Origin of the sequence: Micromonospora olivasterospora (genome assembly GCF_007830265.1) — a bacterium.
Lineage (GTDB): Bacteria > Actinomycetota > Actinomycetes > Mycobacteriales > Micromonosporaceae > Micromonospora > Micromonospora olivasterospora.
The window spans coordinates 3,699,081-3,721,236 of record NZ_VLKE01000001.1 but is presented as its reverse complement, the minus strand read 5'-3'; the positions used below and the strand labels follow the sequence as shown (position 1 = coordinate 3,721,236).

12 protein-coding genes and 1 pseudogene are annotated in these 22,156 nt (G+C 74.5%); 5 read left to right on the top strand and 8 right to left on the bottom strand.

Features of this window, described 5'->3' with window-relative positions; genetic code table 11:
- Positions 1–44: 44 nt before the first annotated feature.
- The gene (locus tag JD77_RS17030) at positions 45–1,190 is read right to left on the bottom strand and encodes a glycosyltransferase family 4 protein (protein WP_145775281.1); all 1,146 of its coding nucleotides are present in this window, start codon (positions 1,188–1,190) and stop codon (positions 45–47) included.
- A gap of 151 nt (positions 1,191–1,341) precedes the next feature.
- Between JD77_RS17030 and JD77_RS17025 the strand changes: the two genes are divergently transcribed.
- Both JD77_RS17025 and JD77_RS17020 read left to right on the top strand, forming a co-directional pair.
- Positions 1,342–2,031 (top strand): TIGR03089 family protein, encoded by a 690-nt coding sequence (locus JD77_RS17025; RefSeq protein WP_145775280.1) that lies wholly within the window; start codon positions 1,342–1,344, stop codon positions 2,029–2,031.
- A 363-nt stretch (positions 2,032–2,394) separates the two neighbouring features.
- Positions 2,395–3,717: an IS110 family RNA-guided transposase gene (locus JD77_RS17020; protein ID WP_145773799.1), complete on the top strand. Its 1,323-nt coding sequence runs from the start codon at positions 2,395–2,397 to the stop codon at positions 3,715–3,717.
- Between the two features lie 173 nt (positions 3,718–3,890).
- On the opposite strand, the gene JD77_RS17010 is transcribed toward JD77_RS17020, so the two are convergent.
- Both JD77_RS17010 and JD77_RS17005 read right to left on the bottom strand, forming a co-directional pair.
- The gene (locus JD77_RS17010) at positions 3,891–5,879 is read right to left on the bottom strand and encodes an acetoacetate--CoA ligase (protein WP_145775279.1); all 1,989 of its coding nucleotides are present in this window, start codon (positions 5,877–5,879) and stop codon (positions 3,891–3,893) included.
- Between the two features lie 161 nt (positions 5,880–6,040).
- A complete protein-coding gene (locus JD77_RS17005; RefSeq protein WP_145775278.1) occupies positions 6,041–6,565 on the bottom strand; it encodes an acyl-CoA thioesterase in 525 nt (174 codons plus the stop codon).
- A gap of 23 nt (positions 6,566–6,588) precedes the next feature.
- On the opposite strand from JD77_RS17005, the gene JD77_RS17000 reads away from it, so the two are divergent.
- The gene (locus JD77_RS17000) at positions 6,589–7,257 is read left to right on the top strand and encodes a hypothetical protein (protein WP_145775277.1); all 669 of its coding nucleotides are present in this window, start codon (positions 6,589–6,591) and stop codon (positions 7,255–7,257) included.
- A 50-nt stretch (positions 7,258–7,307) separates the two neighbouring features.
- Here JD77_RS17000 and JD77_RS16995 read toward each other — a convergent pair whose 3' ends face one another.
- The gene (locus JD77_RS16995) at positions 7,308–8,471 is read right to left on the bottom strand and encodes an acyl-CoA dehydrogenase family protein (protein ID WP_145775276.1); all 1,164 of its coding nucleotides are present in this window, start codon (positions 8,469–8,471) and stop codon (positions 7,308–7,310) included.
- Between the two features lie 252 nt (positions 8,472–8,723).
- Between JD77_RS16995 and JD77_RS16990 the strand changes: the two genes are divergently transcribed.
- The gene (locus JD77_RS16990) at positions 8,724–10,151 is read left to right on the top strand and encodes a UDP-glucose dehydrogenase family protein (protein WP_145775275.1); all 1,428 of its coding nucleotides are present in this window, start codon (positions 8,724–8,726) and stop codon (positions 10,149–10,151) included.
- A 199-nt stretch (positions 10,152–10,350) separates the two neighbouring features.
- Positions 10,351–15,249 (top strand): SCO7613 C-terminal domain-containing membrane protein, encoded by a 4,899-nt coding sequence (locus JD77_RS16985; protein ID WP_145775274.1) that lies wholly within the window; start codon positions 10,351–10,353, stop codon positions 15,247–15,249.
- 124 nt (positions 15,250–15,373) lie between these two features.
- Here JD77_RS16985 and purE read toward each other — a convergent pair whose 3' ends face one another.
- The 4 genes and pseudogenes from purE to JD77_RS16965 all read right to left on the bottom strand — a co-directional run bounded on the left by purE (position 15,374) and on the right by JD77_RS16965 (position 21,884).
- Complete coding sequence (purE, locus tag JD77_RS16980) at positions 15,374–15,865, bottom strand: 5-(carboxyamino)imidazole ribonucleotide mutase (RefSeq protein ID WP_145775273.1); 492 nt, start codon at positions 15,863–15,865, stop codon at positions 15,374–15,376.
- Between the two features lie 218 nt (positions 15,866–16,083).
- The gene (locus tag JD77_RS16975; protein WP_145775272.1) at positions 16,084–17,238 is read right to left on the bottom strand and encodes a 5-(carboxyamino)imidazole ribonucleotide synthase; all 1,155 of its coding nucleotides are present in this window, start codon (positions 17,236–17,238) and stop codon (positions 16,084–16,086) included.
- 141 nt (positions 17,239–17,379) lie between these two features.
- Complete coding sequence (locus JD77_RS16970; RefSeq protein ID WP_145775271.1) at positions 17,380–19,443, bottom strand: thioredoxin domain-containing protein; 2,064 nt, start codon at positions 19,441–19,443, stop codon at positions 17,380–17,382.
- Positions 19,444–19,476: 33 nt separating this feature from the next.
- Positions 19,477–21,884, bottom strand: a pseudogene (locus JD77_RS16965) (putative bifunctional diguanylate cyclase/phosphodiesterase).
- Between the last annotated feature and the right edge of the window lie 272 nt (positions 21,885–22,156).

The window sequence follows — 22,156 nt, the reverse complement described above, 5'->3', positions numbered from 1 at the left end:
CACCACGGGCCGGGCGGTCGTCCAGCCCGACCCGCGGCGGCGCGTCAGGCTCGGGCCCGGCTCCACGCCGCGATGTGCACCTCGGCGCTGGACGCCCAGGTGAACTCCTTGGCCCGATCGAAGCCCGCCTTCGCCAGCGACCGCCGGCGGTGCTCGTCGTCGAGCAGCGCCGCCAGGTCGGCGGCGATCTGGGCCGGATCCTCGCTGGTGTAGGCCACCGCGTCGCCGCCGACCTCGGGCAGCGACAGCCGCGGGGTGGTGAGCACCGGGGCGGCGCAGGCCATCGCCTCCAGGATCGGCAGGCCGAAGCCCTCGCCGTACGAGGGATAGGCGGCGACCAGCGCACCGCCGAGGAACCCGGGCAGGTCGGCGTAGCGGAGGTAGCCGGGGCGCAGCAGCCGCAGGTGGGAGGGGACCTCGGCGACCGCGCGGTCGATCTCGTCGTCGTGGCCCTGGCCGCCCGCCACGACCAGCGCGGGCGGGTCGTCCCGGTCGGCCACGGCCCGGGCCCAGCCGCGGATCAGGTTGGGTACGTTCTTGCGCGGCTCCTTGGCCCCGAGGAAGGCGACATAGCTGCTGTCGCCCAGCCCCAACCGGGCCCGGACCCGGGCCTTCTCCTCCTCGCTCGGCGCGTGGAAGGCGGCGTGGTCGACCCCGTGGTACGCGACGTCGATGCGGGTCGGGTCGGCGTCGAGCAGCCGGATCAACTCGTCGCGGGTGGCCTTGCTCGGCACGATCACCCGGTCGGCCCGGCGCAGCGACGTCTTGATCGCGCTGCGGAAGAACGTCCGGCGGGACTTGTCGTAGTGCTCCGGCTCGGTGAAGAACGTCGCGTCGTGCACCGTCACGGTGACCGGGCAGCCGGCCCGCAGGGGGCAGGTGTAGAAGGGCGCGTGCAACACCTGCGCGCCGACCTGCTGGGCCAGCATCGGCAGGCCGGTCTGCTCCCAGGCGAGCCGGGCGGGTCGGTGGGCCACGGCGGCCGGCGCGGCGATCACCTCGGCGTTCGGCAGCATGCGGGCGTACCGCTCCTGATCTGTGCGGAGGCTCACCACAGCCAGGTCCACCCCCTGGCCGCACACCTTCCCGAGGGCACCGAGCAGTCCGTCGACGTAGCGACCGACACCGCCTCGGTCGGCGGGGACACTCGTGGCGTCGATGAGCACGCGGGGCGGGCGACCGGCGGTCACGGGGCGACTCCTTGGGAGAGTGGATCTGTGGGAAACAACACTCCGGGCAAGCCTACGCCGGAGCCCGGCCCCGACGCTGACTGCGACCCGACCGTACGTCGACTTGTCGCCGTCATCGAGTGCGGGCGCCGAAGGCGTATCGTTCGCGTCGATGGCCGACAACATTGCCCGGGCGTTCGCCGACGCGATCGCGCCCGATCCCGCCCGCCCCCTGCTGACCTGGTACGACGACGCCACGGGCGAGCGCACCGAGCTCTCCGGCGCGACGCTGGCCAACTGGGTGGCCAAGACCGCGAACCTGCTCGTGGACGAGGTGGCCGCCGGCCCCGGCGAGTCGGCCGGGGTGCTGCTGCCACCGCACTGGCAGACCGCCGCGGTACTGCTGGGCTGCTGGTCGGCGGGGCTGGCCGTGGCCGACCGGCCGGGCCCGGTGGAGGTGCTGTTCGCCGCCGCCGACCGGGCCGGCGAGGCGGGCGCGTGGCCGGCCGGCGAGCGGTACGCGCTGGCGCTCGCCCCGTTCGCCCTTCCGCTGCGCGAGGTGCCGGACGGCTTCGCCGACTACGTGGTCGAGGTGCGCCGGCACGGTGACTACTTCAGCCCGTACGCCCAGGGTGGGCCGCAGGACGCGGAGCTGTTGGCCCGCGCCGCCGCCCGCGCGGCGGAGTTGGGGATCGCCCCCGGCGACCGCCTGCTGCTCGACGCGGCGACGCACCCCGACCCGGTCGACTGGCTGCTCGCGCCCCTGACGGCAGGCGCGACGATCGTGCTCTGCGGCCACCTCGACCGCTCCCGCCTGGACTCCCGGGCGACCTCGGAAAAGGTCACCCGCCCCCTGCCCTGACCCACCCACCCCTCCCCTCCCCCTCCCCCTCTCCCCTCCCACCTCCCCCCACCCCCTCGCCCCGCCGATCTTGCAGTTTCGGCCCTCGATTCGGGGTGATACGCCCCTTTCGTCGGGGCAGCAACTGCAAGTCACCCGGTCTTTTCGGGACGCCTCGCAGGCGTGAAAATGGTGGACAGGTCGCCCGCCGACGCCGATCGATCTTGGTCTAGTTGAGGCCGTCTGCAAGTCTGGCGCCGGGGCCCGGACTCTTGTGGGTCACGCACTGTTGCTTCGAGCACGCCGGTCAGATTTTCGGTTCCCGACCGAGGCCCCCGGGCGACCTACCCACTGGTCGATCACGGTGAGGAGGGACGCGGGCGGATGCGCGGGTTACCCGAAGAGATCCCGGACGCTGACAGCGAGAAGGTCTGGGAGCGGGTGTGTGCGGTCGATGTGGCCAAGGAGTCGGGGATGGTGTGTACCCGGCTACCCGCCGCGGGTGGGCGGCGGGTGAGCCGGGTGTGGCAGGTGACGGCGACCACGAACGCGGTCAGTGACCTTGCCGCCGATCTGGTGGCGGCGGGGGTGGAGAAGGTCACCGTGGAAAGCACGTCGGACTACTGGCGGATCTGGTTCTACCTGTTCGAGGCAGCCGGGTTGGACGTGCAGTTGGTCAACGCCCGTGACGTCAAGAACGTGCCCGGGCGGCCGAAGACCGACAAGCTGGACGCGGTGTGGTTGGCCAAGCTCACCGAGAAGGGCCTGTTGCGGCCCTCGTTCGTGCCTGCGGCTCCGGTGCGGGTGTTGCGTGACTACACCCGGATGCGGGTGGATCTGGTCCGGGACCGGACCCGCTACTGGTCGAGGTTGGAGAAACTGCTTGAAGACGCCCTGATCAAGGTGTCGTCGGTGGCCTCCACCCTGCGGACGGTGTCGACGCGGGACATGGTTGAGGCGTTGATCGCCGGTCAACGTGATCCGGCGACCCTCGCCTCGCTGGCCCACGGAGCGCTGCGCCGCAAACGCAACGCCCTCATCGAGGCACTCACCGGCCGCTTCGACGACCATCACGGCGAGTTGGCCCGGATCCTGCTCGACCAGATCGACCGCCTCGACACCGAGATCGCGAAACTCACCACACGGATCGGGCAGATACTCGACGACATCGACCCACCGTCCCAGCCGGGCGGCGGCGACGGCGACACCCCGGCGCCAGACGCCCGGCGGCGCCTGGCCGAGATCCCGGGCATCAGCACCGAGTCCGCGCAACTGATCATCGCCGAGATCGGTCTGGACATGACACGGTTCCCCACCGCGGCGCACCTGGTGTCCTGGGCGAAGCTGTGTCCGCGCACCATCCAGTCCGGTACCAGCCTCACCGCGGGCAAGACAGGCAAAGGCAATCCGTACCTCAAAGGCGCCCTCGGTATGGCCGCAGCCACCGTCGCCCGCGGCAAGGGAACGTTCCTGTCCGAACGCTACCGGCGTCTGGTCACACGTCGAGGCAGAGGCAAGGCCAAGGTCGCCGTCGCCCGCTCCATCCTCGTGATCATCTGGCACCTGCTCAACGACCCAACCGCCCGTTACCACGATCTCGGCGCCGACTTCCACGAACGCCGTATCAACACCACCCGGAAGATCAACAGCCTGGTCCGGCAACTCGAAGCCCTCGGCCACACCGTCACCCTGCAACCGACAACCTGACCCCACACCCCCACCCCGCCCGGGCTGGCCATCAACACCGGGCCAGCCCACCGCCCCCAAAACCCGTCGTGGTACAGGTCATTTACCGGTCAGATCGGCGCTGCGGGGGGGCGGGAGGGCGGGGCGTGGGGCGGGGAGGGGGCGGGAGGGGCGGGGGCGGGGCGGGGAGGGGGTCAGGCCGGGGTGGGGTCGTCGGTGTGGGAGCGGCGCTGGGCGAAGGTGGCGAAGGCGGTCAGGGAGTCGGGGTTGGCCAGGGCGCCCTTGGCCGCCGCGTCGTCGACCGGGGTGCCGGTGAGGATCTTCTTGACCGGCACCTCCAGCTTCTTGGCCGACAGGGTGCGCGGCACGGCGCGGACCTGGTGGATCTCGTCGGGGACGTGCCGGGGCGACAGGGCCGAACGCAGCTCGCGGCAGATCTTCGCCCGCAGCGCGTCGTCCAGCTCCAGGCCCTCGCCGAGCACCACGAACAACAGCAGCTCGCCCGCGCCGCCCTCGGCGTCCTCCAGGTGCACCACCACCGAGTCGACCACCTCGTCCAGCCCCTCGACGACCGAGTAGAACTCGGCCGTGCCGAGCCGGACCCCGCCCCGGTTCAGGGTGGCGTCGGAGCGGCCGGTGATCAAGCAGCCGCCCCGGGAGTTGACCGTGATCCAGTCGCCGTGCCGCCAGACCCCCGGGTAGACCTCGAAGTACGCCTCCCGGTAGCGGACGCCGTCGGGGTCGTTCCAGAACCCGACCGGCATGCTCGGCATGGGCGCGGTGATCACCAGCTCACCCAGCTCGCCGACGACGGGGGTGCCGTCGGCGGAACGGGCCTCCACCCTCGCGCCGAGCGCCCGGCAGGCGATCTCCCCGGCGTACACCGGCAGCAGGGGCACGCCGCCGACGAAGCCGGTGCACACGTCCGTGCCGCCGGAGAGCGACTGGAGCTGGAAGTGGTCGCCGACATTCTCGTACACCCAGGTGAAGCCCTCGGCGGGCAGCGGCGCGCCGGTCGAGCCGAGCCCGCGCAGCGCGGACAGGTCGGCGATCTCCCGCGGCACCAGGCCGGCCTTGCGGCAGGCCAGCAGGAACGGCGCGGAGGTGCCGAGGTACGTGGTGCCGGTCTCCTCGGCCAGCCGCCACAGCGCGCCCAGGTCGGGGTGGCCCGGGTTGCCGTCGAAGAGCACGATCGCCGCGCCCACCGCCGGCCCGGAGACCAGGAAGTTCCACATCATCCAGCCCGTGGTGGTGAACCAGAAGAACCGGTCGCCCGGGCCGAGGTCGTGGTGCAGGGCGAGCATCTTCAGGTGCTCCAGCAGGATGCCCCCGTGGCCGTGCACGATCGGCTTGGGCAGCCCGGTCGTGCCGGAGGAGTACAGCACGTAGAGCGGGTGGTCGAACGGCACCGCCGTGAAGGCCAGCGGCTCGTCGGTCTCGGCGGCCAGCTCGGCCCAGGCGATCGCGCCCTCGGGCGGAGCACCGGCCGGGTCGAGGTACGGGATGCAAACGGTGTGCTCCAGCGACGGCAGGGCGGCGCGGATGGCGGCCACCTCGCCGCGGCGGTCCACGGGCTTGTCGCCGTACCGGTAGCCGTCGACGGCCACCAGGACCTTCGGCTCGATCTGCCGCCACCGGTCGGTGACGCTGCGGGTGCCGAACTCCGGGGCGCAGGAGGAGAAGATCGCGCCGAGGCTGGCGGTGGCCAGCAGCAGCACGTACGTCTCCGGGATGTTCGGTGCGTACGCGGCCACCCGGTCGCCGGGGCCGACGCCCAGCCGGCGCAGCCCGGCCGCCACCCGGCGGACCCGCTCGCGCAGTTCGGCCGCGGTCAGGGTCTCGGGCGCGCGGGTCTGGCCGTGGGCGATCACCGCCGGGTCGTCGTCGCCCAGCCCCGGCATCCGCAGCACGTTCTCGGCGTAGTTGAGGGTCGCCCCGGGGAACCACCGGGTGCCCGGCATTGCCGGGTCGGTCAGCGTGGCCGTCGGCGGGGTGTGCGCGACGACGCCGAACCAGTCCCACACCGATCGCCAGAACGCGTCGAGGTCGGTGACCGACCAGCGCCACAGCGCGTCGTAGTCGGGGAAGTCGAGCCCGCGGTGCTCACCGAGCCAGCGCAGGTAGTCGCCGATCCGGGACCGCTCGCGTACGTCCGCCGGCGGCGTCCACAGCACGTCATCCACTGTTCCACCCTCCCTGTGGCCCCGCACGACACTGTGAAATCGGGCCGTGGCGCCATCTTGCCCTACCTCGCAGCGCCATTCTCCGCACCGGGTACCGGCGTCGGGGCGTGCCCGCCCCACACCCCGAGCCGCCCACCTGTGTGGGATGTGAGGAAGGGCCCTCAGACCGGGCCCGTGCGGTGGGCCTGGATGGCGCGGCGGCGCGCCAGCCGGTGGGCGCGCCGGATCTCCGCCTCCCGGTAGCGGCGCTCGTCCTCCGGCGTCTCGGGCAGCACCGGCCGCACCGGCCGCGGGGCGCCACCGACGTCCACCCCCACGAAGACCAGGTACGCCGTGGCCACCCGGACCGGCTCGTCCTCGGCCGAGTCCCACCGCTCGGCCACCACCCGGACGCCCACCTCCATCGAGGTGTGCCCGGTCCAGTTGACCTGGGCGTGCGCGTGCACCAGGTCACCGACCCGCACCGCCTCGGAGAAGACGATCTCGTCGATCGCGGCCGTCACCGCCGTGCCGCCGCTGTGCCGGGCCGCCGCCGCGCCCGCCACGTCGTCGACGAACTTCATCAACACCCCTCCGTGCACGGTCCCATACAGGTTGACGTCGACGGCGGTCATGATCCGGCTGAGCGTGACCCGCGAGTACGACGTGGGCTTGCCCGCCGAGGTCGCGGAGGGGTGATCTGTCATGCGGAAAACGGTACGGTGCGCGGATGCGACATCTCTGGAGCTTCCTCGCCGGGTTGGTGGTGGCACCCGTCACCTGGGTGCTGGTCACCCTCGGTCAGGACGGGTCGGCGCGCACGATCACCCGTTGGGTGGAGATCGGCACGTTCAACACGGCCAACCTGATCGAGCCGGCCGTCTACCTGGCCGTCGCGGGCATCCTGCTCGGCCTGCTCGGCACCCTGCGTGTCTCGCCGCTCGGCCCGCTCGTCGCCGGGCTGCTGCTGGTCACCCCGTACGTCGGGATGTTCCTCGCGCCGTTCACGGTGCGCGACCGGATCCCCGAGAACTGGCACGTCCTGGGCGACCCGCTGCCGTTGGCCCTCCCGGCCCAGAACGGCACCCTCTTCCTGATCGGCGCGCTGCTGCTGATGGCGGCGTTCAGCGGGCAGCGCTGGCGCCGCTGGCCTGGCCCGGCCACGAAGCCCGGTCCCGCGCCCGCGGACCGGCCCGACGACATGGGCCTGCCGCTCACCGACTGGCCGCCGGCCGGTGGCGGCAGCCCGGACCGGGACACCGCCCCGCTGACCCTCGGCTACCCGGACCCGACCCCGATCGAGCCGCTGCCCCGGCGGACGGGCGGGGAGTCGCCGTGGTCGCAGCCGCCGCGCCCACCGGGCCGGTCGGACGACGCGACCACGACCGAGATCAAGTGAACGACGGCGGGCGGGCCGGGTGAACCGGGCCACCCGCCGTCGGCGGTCCGTCAGCCGCCCAGCAGCTGGCGGGCCATCACGATGCGCTGGACCTGGTTGGTGCCCTCGTAGATCTGGGTGATCTTGGCGTCCCGCATCATCCGCTCGACCGGGTAGTCGCGGGTGTAGCCGTAGCCGCCGAGCAGCTGCACCGCGTCCGTGGTGATCTCCATGGCCGCGTCCGAGGCGAAGCACTTCGCGGCCGCGCCGAAGTACGTCAGGTCCGCCTCGCCCCGCTCCGACTTGCCGGCGGCCGTGTACGTGAGCTGGCGGGCCGCCTCCAGCTTCATGCCCATGTCGGCGAGCATGAACTGGATGCCCTGGAACTCGGCCACGGGCCTGCCGAACTGCTTGCGTTCCCGGACGTACCCCTTGGCGTAGTCGAGCGCGCCCTGGGCGACGCCGACGGCCTGGGCGGCGATGGTGACCCGGGTGTGGTCCAGCGTCCGCATCGCGGTGGCGAAGCCGGTGCCCTCGGCGCCGATCATCCGGTCCGCCGGGATCCGGACGTTGTCGAGGTAGACCTCCCGGGTCGGCGAGCCCTTGATGCCGAGCTTCTTCTCGGGGGCGCCGAAGCTGACGCCCGGGTCGGACTTCTCGACGACGAACGCCGAGATGCCCTTGGATCGGGCTGTGGGGTCCGTCACGGCGAAGACGGTGTAGTACTCCGAGACGCCCGCGTTGGTGATCCACCGCTTGACGCCGTTGAGCACCCAGTGGTCGCCGTCGCGGACCGCGCGGGTGGTCATCGAGGCGGCGTCGCTGCCGGCCTCCGGCTCGGAGAGGCAGTACGAGAACATCGCGTCGCCGCTCGCGACCGGGGTGAGGTAGCGGCGCTTGAGCTCCTCGGAGCCGGCCAGCAGCAGCGGCATGGTGCCGAGCTTGTTGACCGCCGGGATCAGCGAGGACGCGGCGCAGGCGCGGGCCACCTCCTCGATCACGATGGCCGTGGCCAGGGCGTCCGCCCCCGCGCCGCCGTACTCGACGGGGATGTGCGGGGCGTGGAAGTCGGCCGCCCGCAGCGCGTCGTACGACGCCTTCGGGAACTCGCCGGTCTCGTCCGCCTCGGCGGCGTGCGGGGCGACCTTCGCCGTGCAGACCTCACGGACCGCCTCCCGGATCGCCTCGTGCTCCTCCGGTAACCGGTAGACGTCGAACGACTGCTCTGCGCCCATGTCGGCCCCTCCCTTCACCGCTATCATGCGCAGTCTGTAGCGTCTCGGAACCGCCGGCCGCGCAGACTGAGGATAGCGACCATGGCTCGGTAGATCCTTACCGCCGCGTAGGCTCGAGCATGATAGGGCGGCGACCCGGTAGGGCGCCCAGAAAACGACAACATTCCCCTTCGGTGCCCGGCCCGGCCCGCCCGGCGCCCCGGCCGAACGCGACGCAACGAGGCGCCGCCAACGCGAGCGGAGAAGACAGGCGTGACGATCCCGTACCCGAACACCCAACCGATGCCGGCCATCGCCGCGGTCACGCCGCCCTCGGGCGCGGCCCGGCCCCGGGTCACCTTCCTCGGCACCGGGTACCTCGGTGCGACGTACGCCATCTGCTACGCGGAGCTGGGCTACGAGGTGCTCGGCTTCGACGTCGACGCGGACAAGATCGCCAAGCTGAACGCCGGCGAGGTGCCGATCCACGAGCCCGGCCTGGACGAGCTGCTGCGGCGCAACCTGACGGCCGGCCGGCTGCGGTTCAGCACCGACATCGCCGAGGCCGCCGAGTTCGGCGACGTGCACTTCATCTGCGTCGGCACCCCGCAGCGGGCCGACGGCATGGGCGCCGACCTGTCGTACGTCGAGGCGGCGGTGACGGGGCTGGCCCCGTACCTGACCCGCAAGTGCCTGATTGTCGGAAAGTCGACTGTCCCGGTCGGCACCGCCGAGTGGGTGGAGCAGCTCGTCAGCAAGCACAGCCCGGCGGACCTGGGCGTGGAGGTGGCGTGGAGCCCCGAGTTCCTCCAGGAGGGCTTCGCGGTCGACGACGTGCTACGTCCCAACCGGATCGTGGTCGGCGTCAAGAGCGAGTGGGCCAACGGCATGCTCTACGCCGCCCACAAGGGAGTCTTCGACCTCGCCGCCACCGAGGACCGCGAGGTCCCGCTGGTGGTCACCGACTTCGCCACCGCCGAACTGGTCAAGGTCGCCGCGAACGCCTTCCTGGCCACCAAGATCTCCTTCATCAACGCGATGGCCGAGGTCTGCGAGGCCGCCGGCGGCGACGTCAGCCAGCTGGCCCGGGCCATCGGGTACGACCCCCGGATCGGCAACCGGTTCCTCCAGGCCGGCCTCGGCTTCGGCGGCGCCTGCCTGCCCAAGGACATCCGCGCCTTCCAGGCCCGCGCGCAGGAGCTGGGCGCCGGTGAGGCGCTGCGGTTCCTGCACGAGGTCGACCTGATCAACCAGCGCCGCCGGGCCCGGGTCGTCCAGCTCGCCGCCGAGCTGCTCGGCCGCCGCTCCGGGCCCGCCGGGCCGGACCTCTCCGGCACCCGGATCGCCGTGCTCGGCGCCACGTTCAAGCCCAACACCGACGACGTACGGGACGCCCCCGCCCTCGCCGTCGCCGGGCTGCTCGGCAAGGCCGGCGCCGACGTGCACGTGTACGACCCGCAGGGCATCGAGAACGCCCGCCGGGTGGCCCCCGAGCTGACGTACGAGACCAGCATGGCCGACGCGGTGACCGGCGCCGATCTGGTCTGTGTGCTCACCGAGTGGGCCGACTTCCGCAACGCCGACCCGGTCGCCCTCGGCGAGCTGGTCGCCGGCCGCCGCGTGGTCGACGGCCGCAACTGCCTCGACTCCACCCTGTGGACCCAGGCGGGCTGGGAGTACCGGGGCATGGGACGCCCCTGACCCCCTGACCGACCCGGCGCGGCCGGTCGCGGAGGAGTTCCGCGGCCGGCCGCGCCCCTTTTCGGCACCGCCGCGCGGCCCCCGGTCCGCCGCCGTGATTCATTCGTTCCCGCCAAACCGCCGACAGGTGTCGAAATCCGCGCCGGCTCGCGGCATGCTGCGACAGTGGAAGTCCACAGTGCGCGGGCGGAGGGGTGTCGTGCAGAGCTTTCAGTGCGCCTCGTGCGGGCGGGAGATCAAGCCGGCCGCGCGCTGCCCGCACTGCGGGGCGGAGCAGCCCCAGTGGGCCGCGCACCTGGCGGACATCGAGCGCTCCATCGCGGAGATGAAGGCCCGCGAGGCCGCCATCCTCGCCGAGCAGCGGCAGATCGCCGCCAAGATGCAGGCCGCGCTGTTCCAGCGGGACATCCTGGCGCACGCGGGTGAGGAGCGCACCCGGCAGGCCACCCGTCCCCGCCGGGTGCTGCGCCGCCGGCCCGGCCGCCGCCCGCCGACGGCCACCGCCGGCGAGCCGTTCCGGGTGCCCCGGCAGGGCACCCCGCCGGCCGGGCCCGAGGATCCGCCGGCGCGCCCGCCGTCGGAGGCGCGCTGGCTGGACGCCGACAACCCCGAGCACCCGCCGGAGGCGTCCTCCCGGGAGGTGCAGAACATCCCCCTCGGGCTGGGCGCGCTGCTGCTCGGCGTGGCCGCGGTGGTGTTCGCGGCGGTGGCCACCAGCTCGATGGACGCCCTGGGCCGGCTGGGCATCCTGCTCGTGGCTACGGTGCTGCTGCTGCTCGCCCCGCCGGTGCTGGCCCGCCGCGGGCTGACCTCGACCGCCGAGACGGTCTCCGCCGTCGGGCTGCTGCTGGTGCCGCTGGCGGGGTATGCGCTCTGGGCCGTGGACCGGATCGGCGGCGCCGTCTCCGGGGCCGTCTTCGCCGGGATGATCTTCGCGCTCACCGCCGCCGTCGGGTTCGGCTACGCCCTCTGGGCGGGGCTGCGCGCGCCCCGGTTCGCCGTCGTGCTGGCCGCGCAGCCGGTGCTGCCGCTGCTCGCGTACGACCTGGTCACCGGGCCGGCCGGCTGGGCGCTGGTGCTGACCGCGGTCGCCGTGGTCGACCTCTGGCTGGCGCGCTCCGCGGTGACCGTCGAACGGCCGGTGCGCCGGGACCTGCCGGCCACCCCGCCGGCGAGCGCCCCACCGCCCCGCGGTTCCACCGAGGACGGCCGACCGGAGGGCGCGCCGGAGGAGTCCGGCGAGGTGCTCGACCCCGCCGACGTCGAGCCGCCCACCGCCCGGCCGGTGCCGGCGCTGCGGGAGCTGACGTGGTCGCTGCACGGCGTGGCGGTGACGCTGGCCCTCGCGTACGCGGTGACCGCGCTGCTGCGCGCCGGCACGGTGCCGGCCGCCGCCGGAGCGGGAGCCGTGCTGGTGCTCGCCGCCCTGGTGGGGCTGGGCGGCGCGCTCGTGCTGCGCCGGCAGCCGCTGCCCGACGTGGCCGCCGGCATCGTCACCCTGGCGGTGATCGGCGCGCTGGGTCGGGTCGCCTCGGTGGCCTTCCCGAGCCGGGCGCTGCTGCTGATCGCGGCCGTCATCACGCTCACGGGGCTGGCCGTACGGGCCGTACCGGAGGCGGCCCGGCGCGGGCCGCAGCTCGCCTCCGCGGCGGCGCTGACGGTCGCCGGGCTGGTGGTGGCGGGCGGCGCGCTGCGTGCCGGGATCGCCCCGCTCCGGGCCGCCACCCCGGCCTGGGCGGCGGACCTCGACCGGTACCCGGCCGAACTGGCCGCCGCGGTCGGTCCGGCCGCCTGGCAGCTCGCCGCAAGCGCCTTCCTGCTCGCCGTCGCCGCGGTGCTGGCCCTGCCGCCGGAGATCCGCCGCGAGTTCGCCGTGGCCGGGGCGGCGCTGACCGCGCTCGCCGTCCCCGCGTCGTTCGGCCTGGGCTGGGCGGTGGCGCCGTGGCCGATGGTGCTCACCGCCATCGGCATCGGGGTGGCCGGGCTCACCGCGCCGACGGTGCGCGCCGCCACCGCGCACGCGGTGGGCGCCGCCGTGGTGGGGCTGCTCGGCGCGGGCGCCGCGCTCGCCCGGCCGGCGCTGACCGCCGCCGTGCTGCTCGCCCTCTTCGTGGCCGGCGCCCTGGTCGCGGCGGCCCCCCGGGCCCGGATCACCCCGGCTGCGGCGGGCGTCGTCTCCGCGTGGGCGGCCGGCGGCGCCGCGTTCGCGCTGCCCGGCTCGGTCGCCGCGTTCGTCGCCGCGACGGTGCCGACCGACCCGACGCCGACCCCGGCGAGCCTGCGCGAGGTCACCGTGCCCGTGCTGGCGGCGACGTTCCTGGCGGTCTGCGTGACCCTCGGGTACGCCGCCATGGTGCAGGTGTCGCAGCGACACATCCCGGCGCCCCTGGCGGTGGGCACCGGGCTCGGTGCGCTGGTGGTGACCGCCGCCGCGTTCGGCGCGCCCGGGGCCACCGTCGCGGACGCCTGGGTGGGCGCGCTGCTGCTGGTGGCGGGCGTGCTCCTCTTCCTGGCCCCGTCGATCGACGCGGGGCGCCGCTCCGACCTGACGCTGGACGGCTCCGACCTGGCCGCCGCCGCGGTCACCGCGGCGCTGGTCGCCACCCTGGTCCGGATCGCGGCCGTGCTCGCCCCCGGCGGGCAGCTCGTGGTGGCCGCCGCCCTGGTGGCGCTGGTGGCCGTCGCCGCCAGGGCGACGCCGGAGGAGTGGCGGCGCGGCCCGATCCTCGGGCTCGTCGTCGGTGGCACCCTGATCGGGCTGATCGCCGGCTGGAGCGCGCTGCGCGGCGGGTGGGGCGTGCTGGCCATCCCGGGCCCGATCTGGGCCGGCGACCTGACCGGCTGGCCGGCCGCGCCGACCGGCGGGTCGGCCTGGCAGGCTCCGGTCGCCCTGGCCCTGCTCGGGGTCGCCGCCGGGGTGCTCCTGCCGTCCCCCTGGAAGTACGACGTGTCGGGCGTCGCCGCCGTCCTCGCCACGATCGGCGCGCCGGCCGCGTTCGACCTGCCCTGGTGGTCGCCGGTGCTGGTCGGCGCGGCGGTCGCCACGGTCTTCGGCATGGCGGCCGCGGCCTCGGTCGATCCGCGGGCCGGGCTGGCCCGGGTCACCGTGGCCGGGGCGGTCGTCCTGCACGCCGCCGGCGCCGGGCTGGTCCGCCCGTGGACGACGGCGCTGGCGCTCGGCAGCGTCGTGCTGATCGGCGCGACCGTGGCGACCCTGGCCCGCGTCTTCGGCGGTCGCCTGGCGGACGACGTCGAGGCCGACGGGCTGCCGCCGCACCTGGCGCAGATCGGCGGCATCGCCGCCGGGGCCGCGCTGCTGGCCCTGCCCGGGGCGGTGGCCGCCCTGGCCGCCGAGTTCGGCCGGTCACCCCAGGTGGTGCTGACCGCCGCCCTGGCCGCGACCAGCCTCGGGCTCGCCGCGATCGCCGCGGCCCGCCGGCAGGTGCCGCAGTACCTGCCCTACGCCAGCGTCGCCGTGGTGGGCGGCGCGACGGCCAGTGCGGTCGCCGCCATCGTCGCGGGTCTGCCCTCCGGGGTCTACGCGGCCGCCGCCGCCCTGCTCGGGGTGCTCGCCGAGCTGATCCGCGCCGCCACCGTGCCGCCGAGCGGGTCGGCGCAGCCGGTGCGCCGCTGGTCGGTGCTGCTCGACGGGGCCCTGCGCCGGCTGCCCGACGACGGCACGGCGCGGCGCTGGCGGGTCAGCCCGGCGGCGGGCGCGCTGGCCGCCGCGGCGGTGCCGACCGCGCTGGCCCTCGCCTCGCTCGCCCCTGCGCTGAAGGTGGCGCTCGTCGACCCGTACCGGTCGCTGGCCCGGGTCTGGCAGGGGCCGGCGCCGGAGCTGCCCACCCCGCCGGCCGACGCGGTCGACCCCACGCACGTGCTGACGGCGCTGCTGCTCACGGTGACCGCGGCGCTGGCCGCGACCGGGTTCAGCGGCGGCCGGCGGTCCCGGGCGGTGCCGGTCGTGCTGCCCGGCGCCGCGGTGACCCTGCTGATCACCCCCACCGCGCTCGGCCGCGGCTGGCCGGAGAGCGTGCTGGCCGCCCTGTCCGTGTTCACCATCTCGATGCTCGGGCTGGCGCTCACCCCGCCCCCGCCGCTGGCGGAGCGGGCCCAGTCGCTGCGCACCGCCCGGGTGCTGGTCTTCGTCATCGGTCTCGCCGGGGGCGGCGCCGGCCTGCTCGGTAGCCTCGCCACCCGGGAGCTGACCCTGTTCACCCTGGGCGGAGCGGTCGGCGTGGGCACCGTCGCGGCGCTGTACGGCGCCACGCAGCGGGCCCGCATCCTGGGCTGGCTCTTCGCCTCGTTGATGGCGCAGCTGTTCGTGCTGGTGGCCGGGCTGGTGGCCGGGCTCGCCGCGGTCTGGTCCGCGTTCGGGGTGCTGGCGGTGGGGGCGGCGCTGCTGGTCTTCGCGACGACCCTGCCCCGGCTACGCCGTCCCGAGGCCCAGCGCGAGGCGGCCACGGTCGAGTGGAGCGGGTACGCCGCCGCGCTGATCGCGCTGGCGTTGGCCTACGACTCGTCCCGGCACATCGCGGCGCTGCTCGCCGCCTGGGGCGCGGTGCTCGGAGTGGCGGCCGCCCGCCCGGGCCGGCGCCCCGTCGAGCGCCGCGTCCTGTTCTGGGCCGTGGTGGGCTGCGAGATCGTGGCCTGGTGGATCCTGATACGGGTCGCCGACGTGGCGCTGCCGGAGGCGTACACGCTGCCTTTCGCGGCGCTGGCCCTGCTGGTCGGCGTGCTGGAGCTGCGGCACCGGCCCGACCTGTCGAGCTGGGTGGCGTACGGGCCGGCGCTGTTCGCCGCGTTCGTGCCGACCCTGGCGATCGTGCTGGCCACCGACACCAGCATGCTGCGGCAGGTGCTGCTGCTGCTCGGTGCCGTGGCGGTGCTGATCTTCGGTACCACCAGCCAGCAGCAGGCGCCCGTGATCGTCGGCGCGGCGGTGACCGCGATCGCCGCCGTGCACGCCCTGTTCAGCCTCGGTCCGTGGCTGGCGCTGATCCCTGTCGGGCTGGTGCTGCTGGTCCTCGGCGCGAGCAACGAGCGCCGCCGCCGGGCCCAGGAACGCCTCCAGACGGCGCTACGCGGAATGAGATGAACCGGGCGCCCGGGCGTGCCCACTAGCGATCTTGCACTTTATGCCCCGGCAAACAGTGCGAATGCCGCATAGCATGGGCCGAAAGTGCAAGATCGCGGGGCGCGTGCCCCTCGGCCTGAGCGGGTCAGGGCAGGGAGGCGCGGAGGGCGGCTTCCTTCTCGGCGACCAGCTTCTCCAGGCTCTCCTGGTACGCGACCATCCGGGCCCGCAGCCCCTCGTCGGAGGCGGCCAGGATGCGCACGGCGAGCAGCCCGGCGTTGCGGGCGTTACCGATCGACACGGTGGCCACCGGCACGCCCGCGGGCATCTGCACGATCGACAGCAGCGAGTCCATCCCGTCCAGGTGCTTCAGCGGCACCGGCACGCCGATCACGGGGAGCGGGGTGACGGACGCGACCATGCCGGGCAGGTGGGCGGCGCCGCCGGCCCCCGCAATGATCACCTTGAGGCCCCGGTCGGCGGCCGTGCGGCCGTACTCGATCATCTTGCCGGGCGTGCGGTGGGCCGAGACCACCCCGACCTCGTACGCGACCCCGAACTCGTCCAGCGCCTCGGCGGCGGCCCGCATGGTCGGCCAGTCCGAGTCGCTGCCCATGATCAGGCCGACCGTGCTCACGGTATCTCCTTCGTTCGCGACTGCGGGGCTCGCAAGCTCACTCCTCGCGCTCACGGTGCCTCCTTCGTTCGCGACTGCGGGGCTCGCAAGCTCACTCCTCGCGCTCACGGTGCCTCCTTCGTTCGCGACTGCGGGGCTCGCAAGCTCACTCCTCGCGCTCACGGTGCCTCCTTCGTTCGCGACTGCGGGGCTCGCAAGCTCACTCCTCGCGCTCACGGTCACCCCTCCCGGAGCCAGCGGGCGGCCCGCGCGGCCCGCGCCCGTAAGTCGTCCAGGTCGTCGCCCAGCACCGTCACGTGGCCGATCTTGCGGCCGGGGCGCACCTGCTTGCCGTACAGGTGGACCTTGGCGCCCGGCTCGGCCGCGAAGAGGTGGTGCAGCCGTTCGTCGACCGGCATCCCGCCCGGCTCGCCGCCGAGCACGTTGGCCATCACCACCACCGGGGCGGTCAGCGAGGTGTCCCCCATCGGGTAGTCGAGCACCGCCCGCAGGTGCTGCTCGAACTGGGAGGTCCGCGCACCCTCGATCGTCCAGTGCCCGGAGTTGTGTGGGCGCATGGCCAGCTCGTTGACCACCAGCCCGTCGGGGGTCTCGAAGAGCTCCACGGCGAGCAACCCGACCACGCCGAGGGCGGTGGCCAGGTCGATGGCGAGCTGCTGCGCGGCGATCGCCCGCTCCTCCGGCAGGCCCGGCGCCGGGGCGAGCACCTCGACGCAGATCCCGTCGACCTGCACCGTCTCGACGACCGGGTACGCGGCGACCTGACCGAACGGCGAGCGGGCGACCTGCACGGCCAGTTCGCGGCGCAGCCTCACCCGCTCCTCGACGATCAGCCGGGTCCCGCCGGCGAGCAGGGTGGCGGCCAACTCGACGGCCTGGGCCGCGTCGGCGACCATCCAGACGCCCCGCCCGTCGTAGCCGCCCCGCGCCGCCTTGAGCACCACCGGCCAGCCATGCGCCTCGCCGAAGGCGACCAGGTCGGCGGGCTCGGCGACCGGCCGCCATGCCGGGTTGGGCGCACCCAGCTCGCCGAGCCGCTCCCGCATGACCTGCTTGTCCTGCGCGTGCAGGAGCGCGTCGGCCGGCGGGAACAGCTTCACCCCCTCGGCGGCGAGGGCGCGGACGTGCTCCGTCGGCACGTGCTCGTGGTCGAAGGTGACCACGTCGCAGCCCTTGGCGAAGGTGCGCAGGGCGGCGAGGTCGGTGTGGTCGCCGTACTGGACGTCGGCGGCGACCAGGGCCGCCCCGTCGTCCGGGGACTGCGCGAGCACGCGCAGCGACTGACCGAGGGCGATCGCGGCCTGGTGGGTCATCCGGGCCAGCTGCCCGCCCCCCACCATGCCGACAACTGGCAGACCGGTTCGCGTATCCATCTCGGGACCAGCCTAGCCGCGGGCCCCGACCGGCCACCGGCCGAGGTCAGCGTGTGGGTGGTCACGGTCGGGGGCTGCCCCGTTGATGCGGGCAGCTCCATAGGGCCCGAACGAGCGTGGCCCCCGGCGGGCTGGCCGCCCCTACAGCTGGGCGAGCAGGTCGTCGACGCTGGTGACCGGCTGCTGACAGACGAAGCCGCGGCAGACGTACGCGGTCGGGCGGCCGTCGCGCAGCGTGCGGTCGGCGAGCAGCGGCACGCCGGGCTGGTCGGGCCGGCCCGCGACCACCACCGCGCCGGGCGGGGCGTGCCGGTACGCGGTCGCCACGAGCGGGTCGCCCGCCGGGTCGTCCGTCACCACCGCGATCTCGTGCGGCCCGGCCAGCAGCGCCTCCGCGGTCGTCGCCGCGTACCCGGTGAACCGGGCGTGCCGCGCGACGATCGGCGCGACCGTGGCGAGGGCAGCCTCGGCGGCCTCCCGGTACCGGGTCTGCCCGGTCAGCGCCGCGTACGTCACCAGCGCCGCGACGATCGCCGAGCGACCGGACGGGGTGGCGTTGTCGGTGGGGTCGGCCGGCCGGGTGACCAGCCGCTCCGCGTCGTCGGCGGTGTCGTAGAAGCCGCCGTCCGGGGCGGCGAACCGGGCCAGCGCCACGTCGAGGAGCTGACCGGCCAGCTCCAGCCAGCGCCCCTCGCCGGTGAGCTGGTGCAGCGCGCAGAACGCCTCCGCCACGCAGCCGTAGTCCTCCAGCACGCCGGCCGGCTCGCCCACCACGCCGTCCCGGGACACCCGGCGCAGCCGCCCATCGACGACGTGCACCCTGGCCAGGTGCTCGGCGGCGTCGCGCATGGCGCCGTCGGCGACGATGGTGACGCCCTCCAGCAGGTTCGCGTCCCCGTCCGCGCCGGCCGCGCCGCCCACGGGGGCATGGCCGGCCGCCCCCAGCGCCTCGACGAGGCGGACGAACTCGGCGATGGCGGTGATCGCCAGGCCGTTCCAGGCCGCCACCACCTTGTCGTCGCGCGCCGGCTGGGGCCGGGTGTCCCGGACGGCCAGCAGCCGCCCTACGACGTCCTGCCACCGGGCGCGCACCTCCGGGTCGGCGGCGTCGACGTCCCGGGCCAGCCGCAGCACGCTCGTGCCGTGCTCGAAGCTGCCCGCCTGCGTCACCCCGAACAGGTCGGCCGCCCAGCGGCCGTCCTCCTCGCCCAGCGCCTCGACGAGTTGGGCTGGCGTCCAGACGTAGGTGAGCCCCTCTACGCCCTCGGTGTCCGCGTCCAGCGCGGAGGCGAAGCCCTCGCCGGGCCGGTGCAGTTCGTCGGCGAGGAACCGCGCGACGTCCCGGGCCACCCGCTTCGCCAGGGGGTCGCCGGTCAGCCGCCACAACTGGGTGTAGAACCGCAGCAGCAGGGCGTTGTCGTAGAGCATCTTCTCGAAGTGCGGCACCGTCCAGTGCGCGTCCACCGAGTACCGGGCGAAGCCGCCCGCGAGCTGGTCGTAGATGCCGCCCCGGGCCATCGCCTCGGCGGTGTGCCGGGCGATCTCCAGGCTCTCCGCCGAGCCGGTGCGCTGCTGGTGGCGCAGCAGGAACAGCAGGTTCATGTGCGGCGGGAACTTCGGCGCGCCGCCGAAGCCGGCGTTCCTGTCGTCGTACTCCCCGGCGAGCTGGGCCGCGGCGGCGTCGAGCACCTCGGCGGTGAGCGGAGCGGACGGACCCCCGACGGCCTGCGCGCCGCCGATCGCCTCGACCACCGCAGCCCCCTGCCGGAGCACCGCCTCGCGCTGCTCGCGCCAGGCGGTGCGGATTGACTCCAGCAGGCGGACGAAGTTCGGCTTCGGGAAGTACGTGCCGCAGAAGAACGGCGTGCCGTCCGGGGTGGCGAAGACCGTCATCGGCCAGCCGCCCTGCCCGGTCATCGCCTGGGTGGCGGTCATGTAGACCGCGTCGACGTCCGGCCGTTCCTCGCGGTCCACCTTGATCGCCACGAAGTGCTCGTTGAGCAGCGCGCCGACCGCCTCGTCCTCGAAGGACTCGTGCGCCATCACGTGGCACCAGTGGCAGGCCGCGTAGCCGACGGAGACCAGCACGGGCACGTCGCGCCGCTTCGCCTCGGCGAACGCCTCGTCGCACCACGGCCACCAGTCCACCGGGTTGTCGGCGTGCTGGAGCAGGTACGGGCTGGTGGCGCTCGCGAGTCGGTTCACCCGACGACCATAACCACCCCGCGGGCGCCCCCGTCAGGAGGCGCCGTCGGCGCGCAGCGGGAAAACGTTGCCCTGGGCGGTGTCGAGCAGCGAGCCGAGCACGGCGCCGACCTTGTCGGCCGGCATCGGTTTGAAGAAGTGATACCCCTGGGCGGCGGTGCAGCCCAGATCGGCCAGGGCCAGCCGCTGCTCGGCGGTCTCCACCCCCTCGGCGACGACCCGCAGGCCCAGCTCGTGGGCGAGGCCGAGGGTGGTCCGGACGATCGCGGCCGCCTCCGGCGACTCGGCCATCCGGATGACGAAGGAGCGGTCGACCTTCAGCTCGTCCACGGCGACCCGGGTCAGGAACGTCAGCGACGAGAAGCCGGTGCCGAAGTCGTCGACCGCGAGCTGCACGCCCATGGACCGGAGCGTGGCGAGCACCTCGTCGATGACCTCCAGCTCACTCATCACCACGGTCTCGGTGATCTCCAGCACCAGCCGGTGCGGCGGGACCTGGTGCCGGCGCAGGGCCTCACCGATCTCCGCGGGCAGCTTGGAATCGAGCAGGCTGCGGGCCGAGACGTTCACCGAGATCGGCACGTCCAGCCCCTCCCGGCCCCACTCGGCCGCCACCGCGAGCGCCTTGTCCAACACGTACCGGGTGAACGTGCCGAGCTGCTCGCTGTTCTCGACCGGGCGGATGAAGTCGCCCGGGCCGAGCCAGCCCCGGCGGGGGTGCCGCCAGCGGATCAGCGCCTCCACCCCGGTCGGCGCGCCGGTGCTCAGGTCCACCGCCGGCTGGAGGGCCAGCACGAGCTGGTCGTCGGTAGCGAGCGCCTCCCGCAACTCCGCCAGCAGCGCCAGCTGGTCCGTGCTCGCGGCGTCCCGGGAGCTGTCGTACGCGGCGACGCTGCCGCCGCCCTCCTTCGCCTGGTACATCGCGATGTCGGCCCGGCGCAGCAGCTCGGTCAGGTCGGCGGTGCCGGCGTCGGCGACGACCACCCCCACGGAGACCTCCACGGACATCCGCACCCCGGCCACCTCGGTGGGGGCGGCCAGCCGCTCGGCGATCTCCCGAGCCTGGCGCAGGGTGTACGCCATCGGGGCGGTGCGGCCACCGACGACCGGGACCGTGGTGAGCAGCAGGGCGAACTCGTCGCCGCCGAGGCGGCCCAGCAGGTCGCCGGGGCGGGTCAGCGCGCCCAGCCGGTTGGCGGTGAGCCGGAGCAGTTGGTCGCCGGCGGCGTGCCCGAGGGTGTCGTTGACCTCTTTGAACTGATCGATGTCGAGCAGCAGCAACGCCACCGGATGGTCGTGGGCGCGCTGGCGCAACGCCTGATCGCCCTTGCTGAGCATGGCGGCCCGGTTGAGCAGGCCGGTGAGCGGGTCGTGCACCGCCTCGTACGACGACCGGGCGGTGACCAGCCGCAGTTCCCGGTGCGTGGCGGCGTCGTGCAGGGCGGCGGCGAGCGCGTCGGAGAACGCGGCGAGCGCGTCGCGTTCCCGGTCGCACGGCGGGGCCGAGCGGGGGAAGCGCACCCGCAGCTCGCCGACCCGGGTGGCGCCGACGGTGAGCAGGCGGACCAGCTCCTGCGGCCCCGGCCCCGGCTCCGAGCGGGCGGGCGCGGCGATCTCCCGGTCCACCAGTTGGCCGCCGCTGTCGCCCCGGTAGCGTCGCCACCGGCCGTCCCCCCGGGCCACGTCCACGTCGACCAGTTCGGCGCCGAAGAGGTTCAGCGCGCCGGCCACGGCGGCGGCGACGACGCCCCGCTCGTCGAGCTGGTTGAGCGCGGCGGTGGCGTCGGCGAAGGCGCGCCAGGCGCGCCGCTCCTCCTCGGCCCGCAGGCGATGCCGGTAGGTCTGCTGAAGCAGCCAGAGCGCGGGCGGGAGCAGCAGCAGCCAGCGGGCGTCGATCTCCAGCAGCGCCACCACGACCAGCCCGACGCCCACGTTGCCGACGAACATCAGCAGCTTGCCGCGGAGCGCGGCGAACAGCGGGGGCCCATCGGCACGCCGTGCCGCAGCGCCACGGTGACACCGCCGAGCCACGCGCAGCTCAGCAGGTACGTCACCGCGCCGGCCGCCAGGGCCAGGGCAAGCTCGGGGGTGGGGGCCGCCAGCAGCGGCGCGCCGAGGGACGCGGCGACGACCACGGCCAGAGCGGTGGCGGCGGTCAGCGAGGCGGCGATCCGGACCGTCTCCACGGGCAGGCGGCGGTCTGCCAGCGACAGCACCGTCCAGGCCAGCCCGGCGCCGAGCAGCGCGGCGGCCGGGAGCCAGCCGCCGGGAACGAGGTGAAGGCAGACGATGAGCGCCGCCTCGCCCCAGGTGATGCTCGCCATCCCGGAGCCGACACGGAACCGGAGCCGGGCGAGCTGGGCCACCGCGAAGGCGGCGACGGCGATGCCGAATCGGGCGACCGCCGGGAGCGGGTCGTCGGCCGGCAGCCGGCTCGGCATCGCCAGGCCGACCGCGGCGGCCACCAGGGCGGTCAGCACCAGGGCGGCGGTCAGCAGGAGCACCCGGCGCGGGGTGCCGCGCACCCCGAGCCGGTCGAGCCTTTCGCCCGCCCCGCGGGAGCTCACCGACCTCCCCCGTCCGCCGGGCGCCGCACGGCACGGTCGGCAGCCGTCGCTGACCCGGTCATCGGCGCCCCCTCCCGCTGACGGTTCGGGGAACGTATGGCCCCCCGGCGGAAGGCTAAGCCAAAGCCGGTGGCCGCAACAGGGGG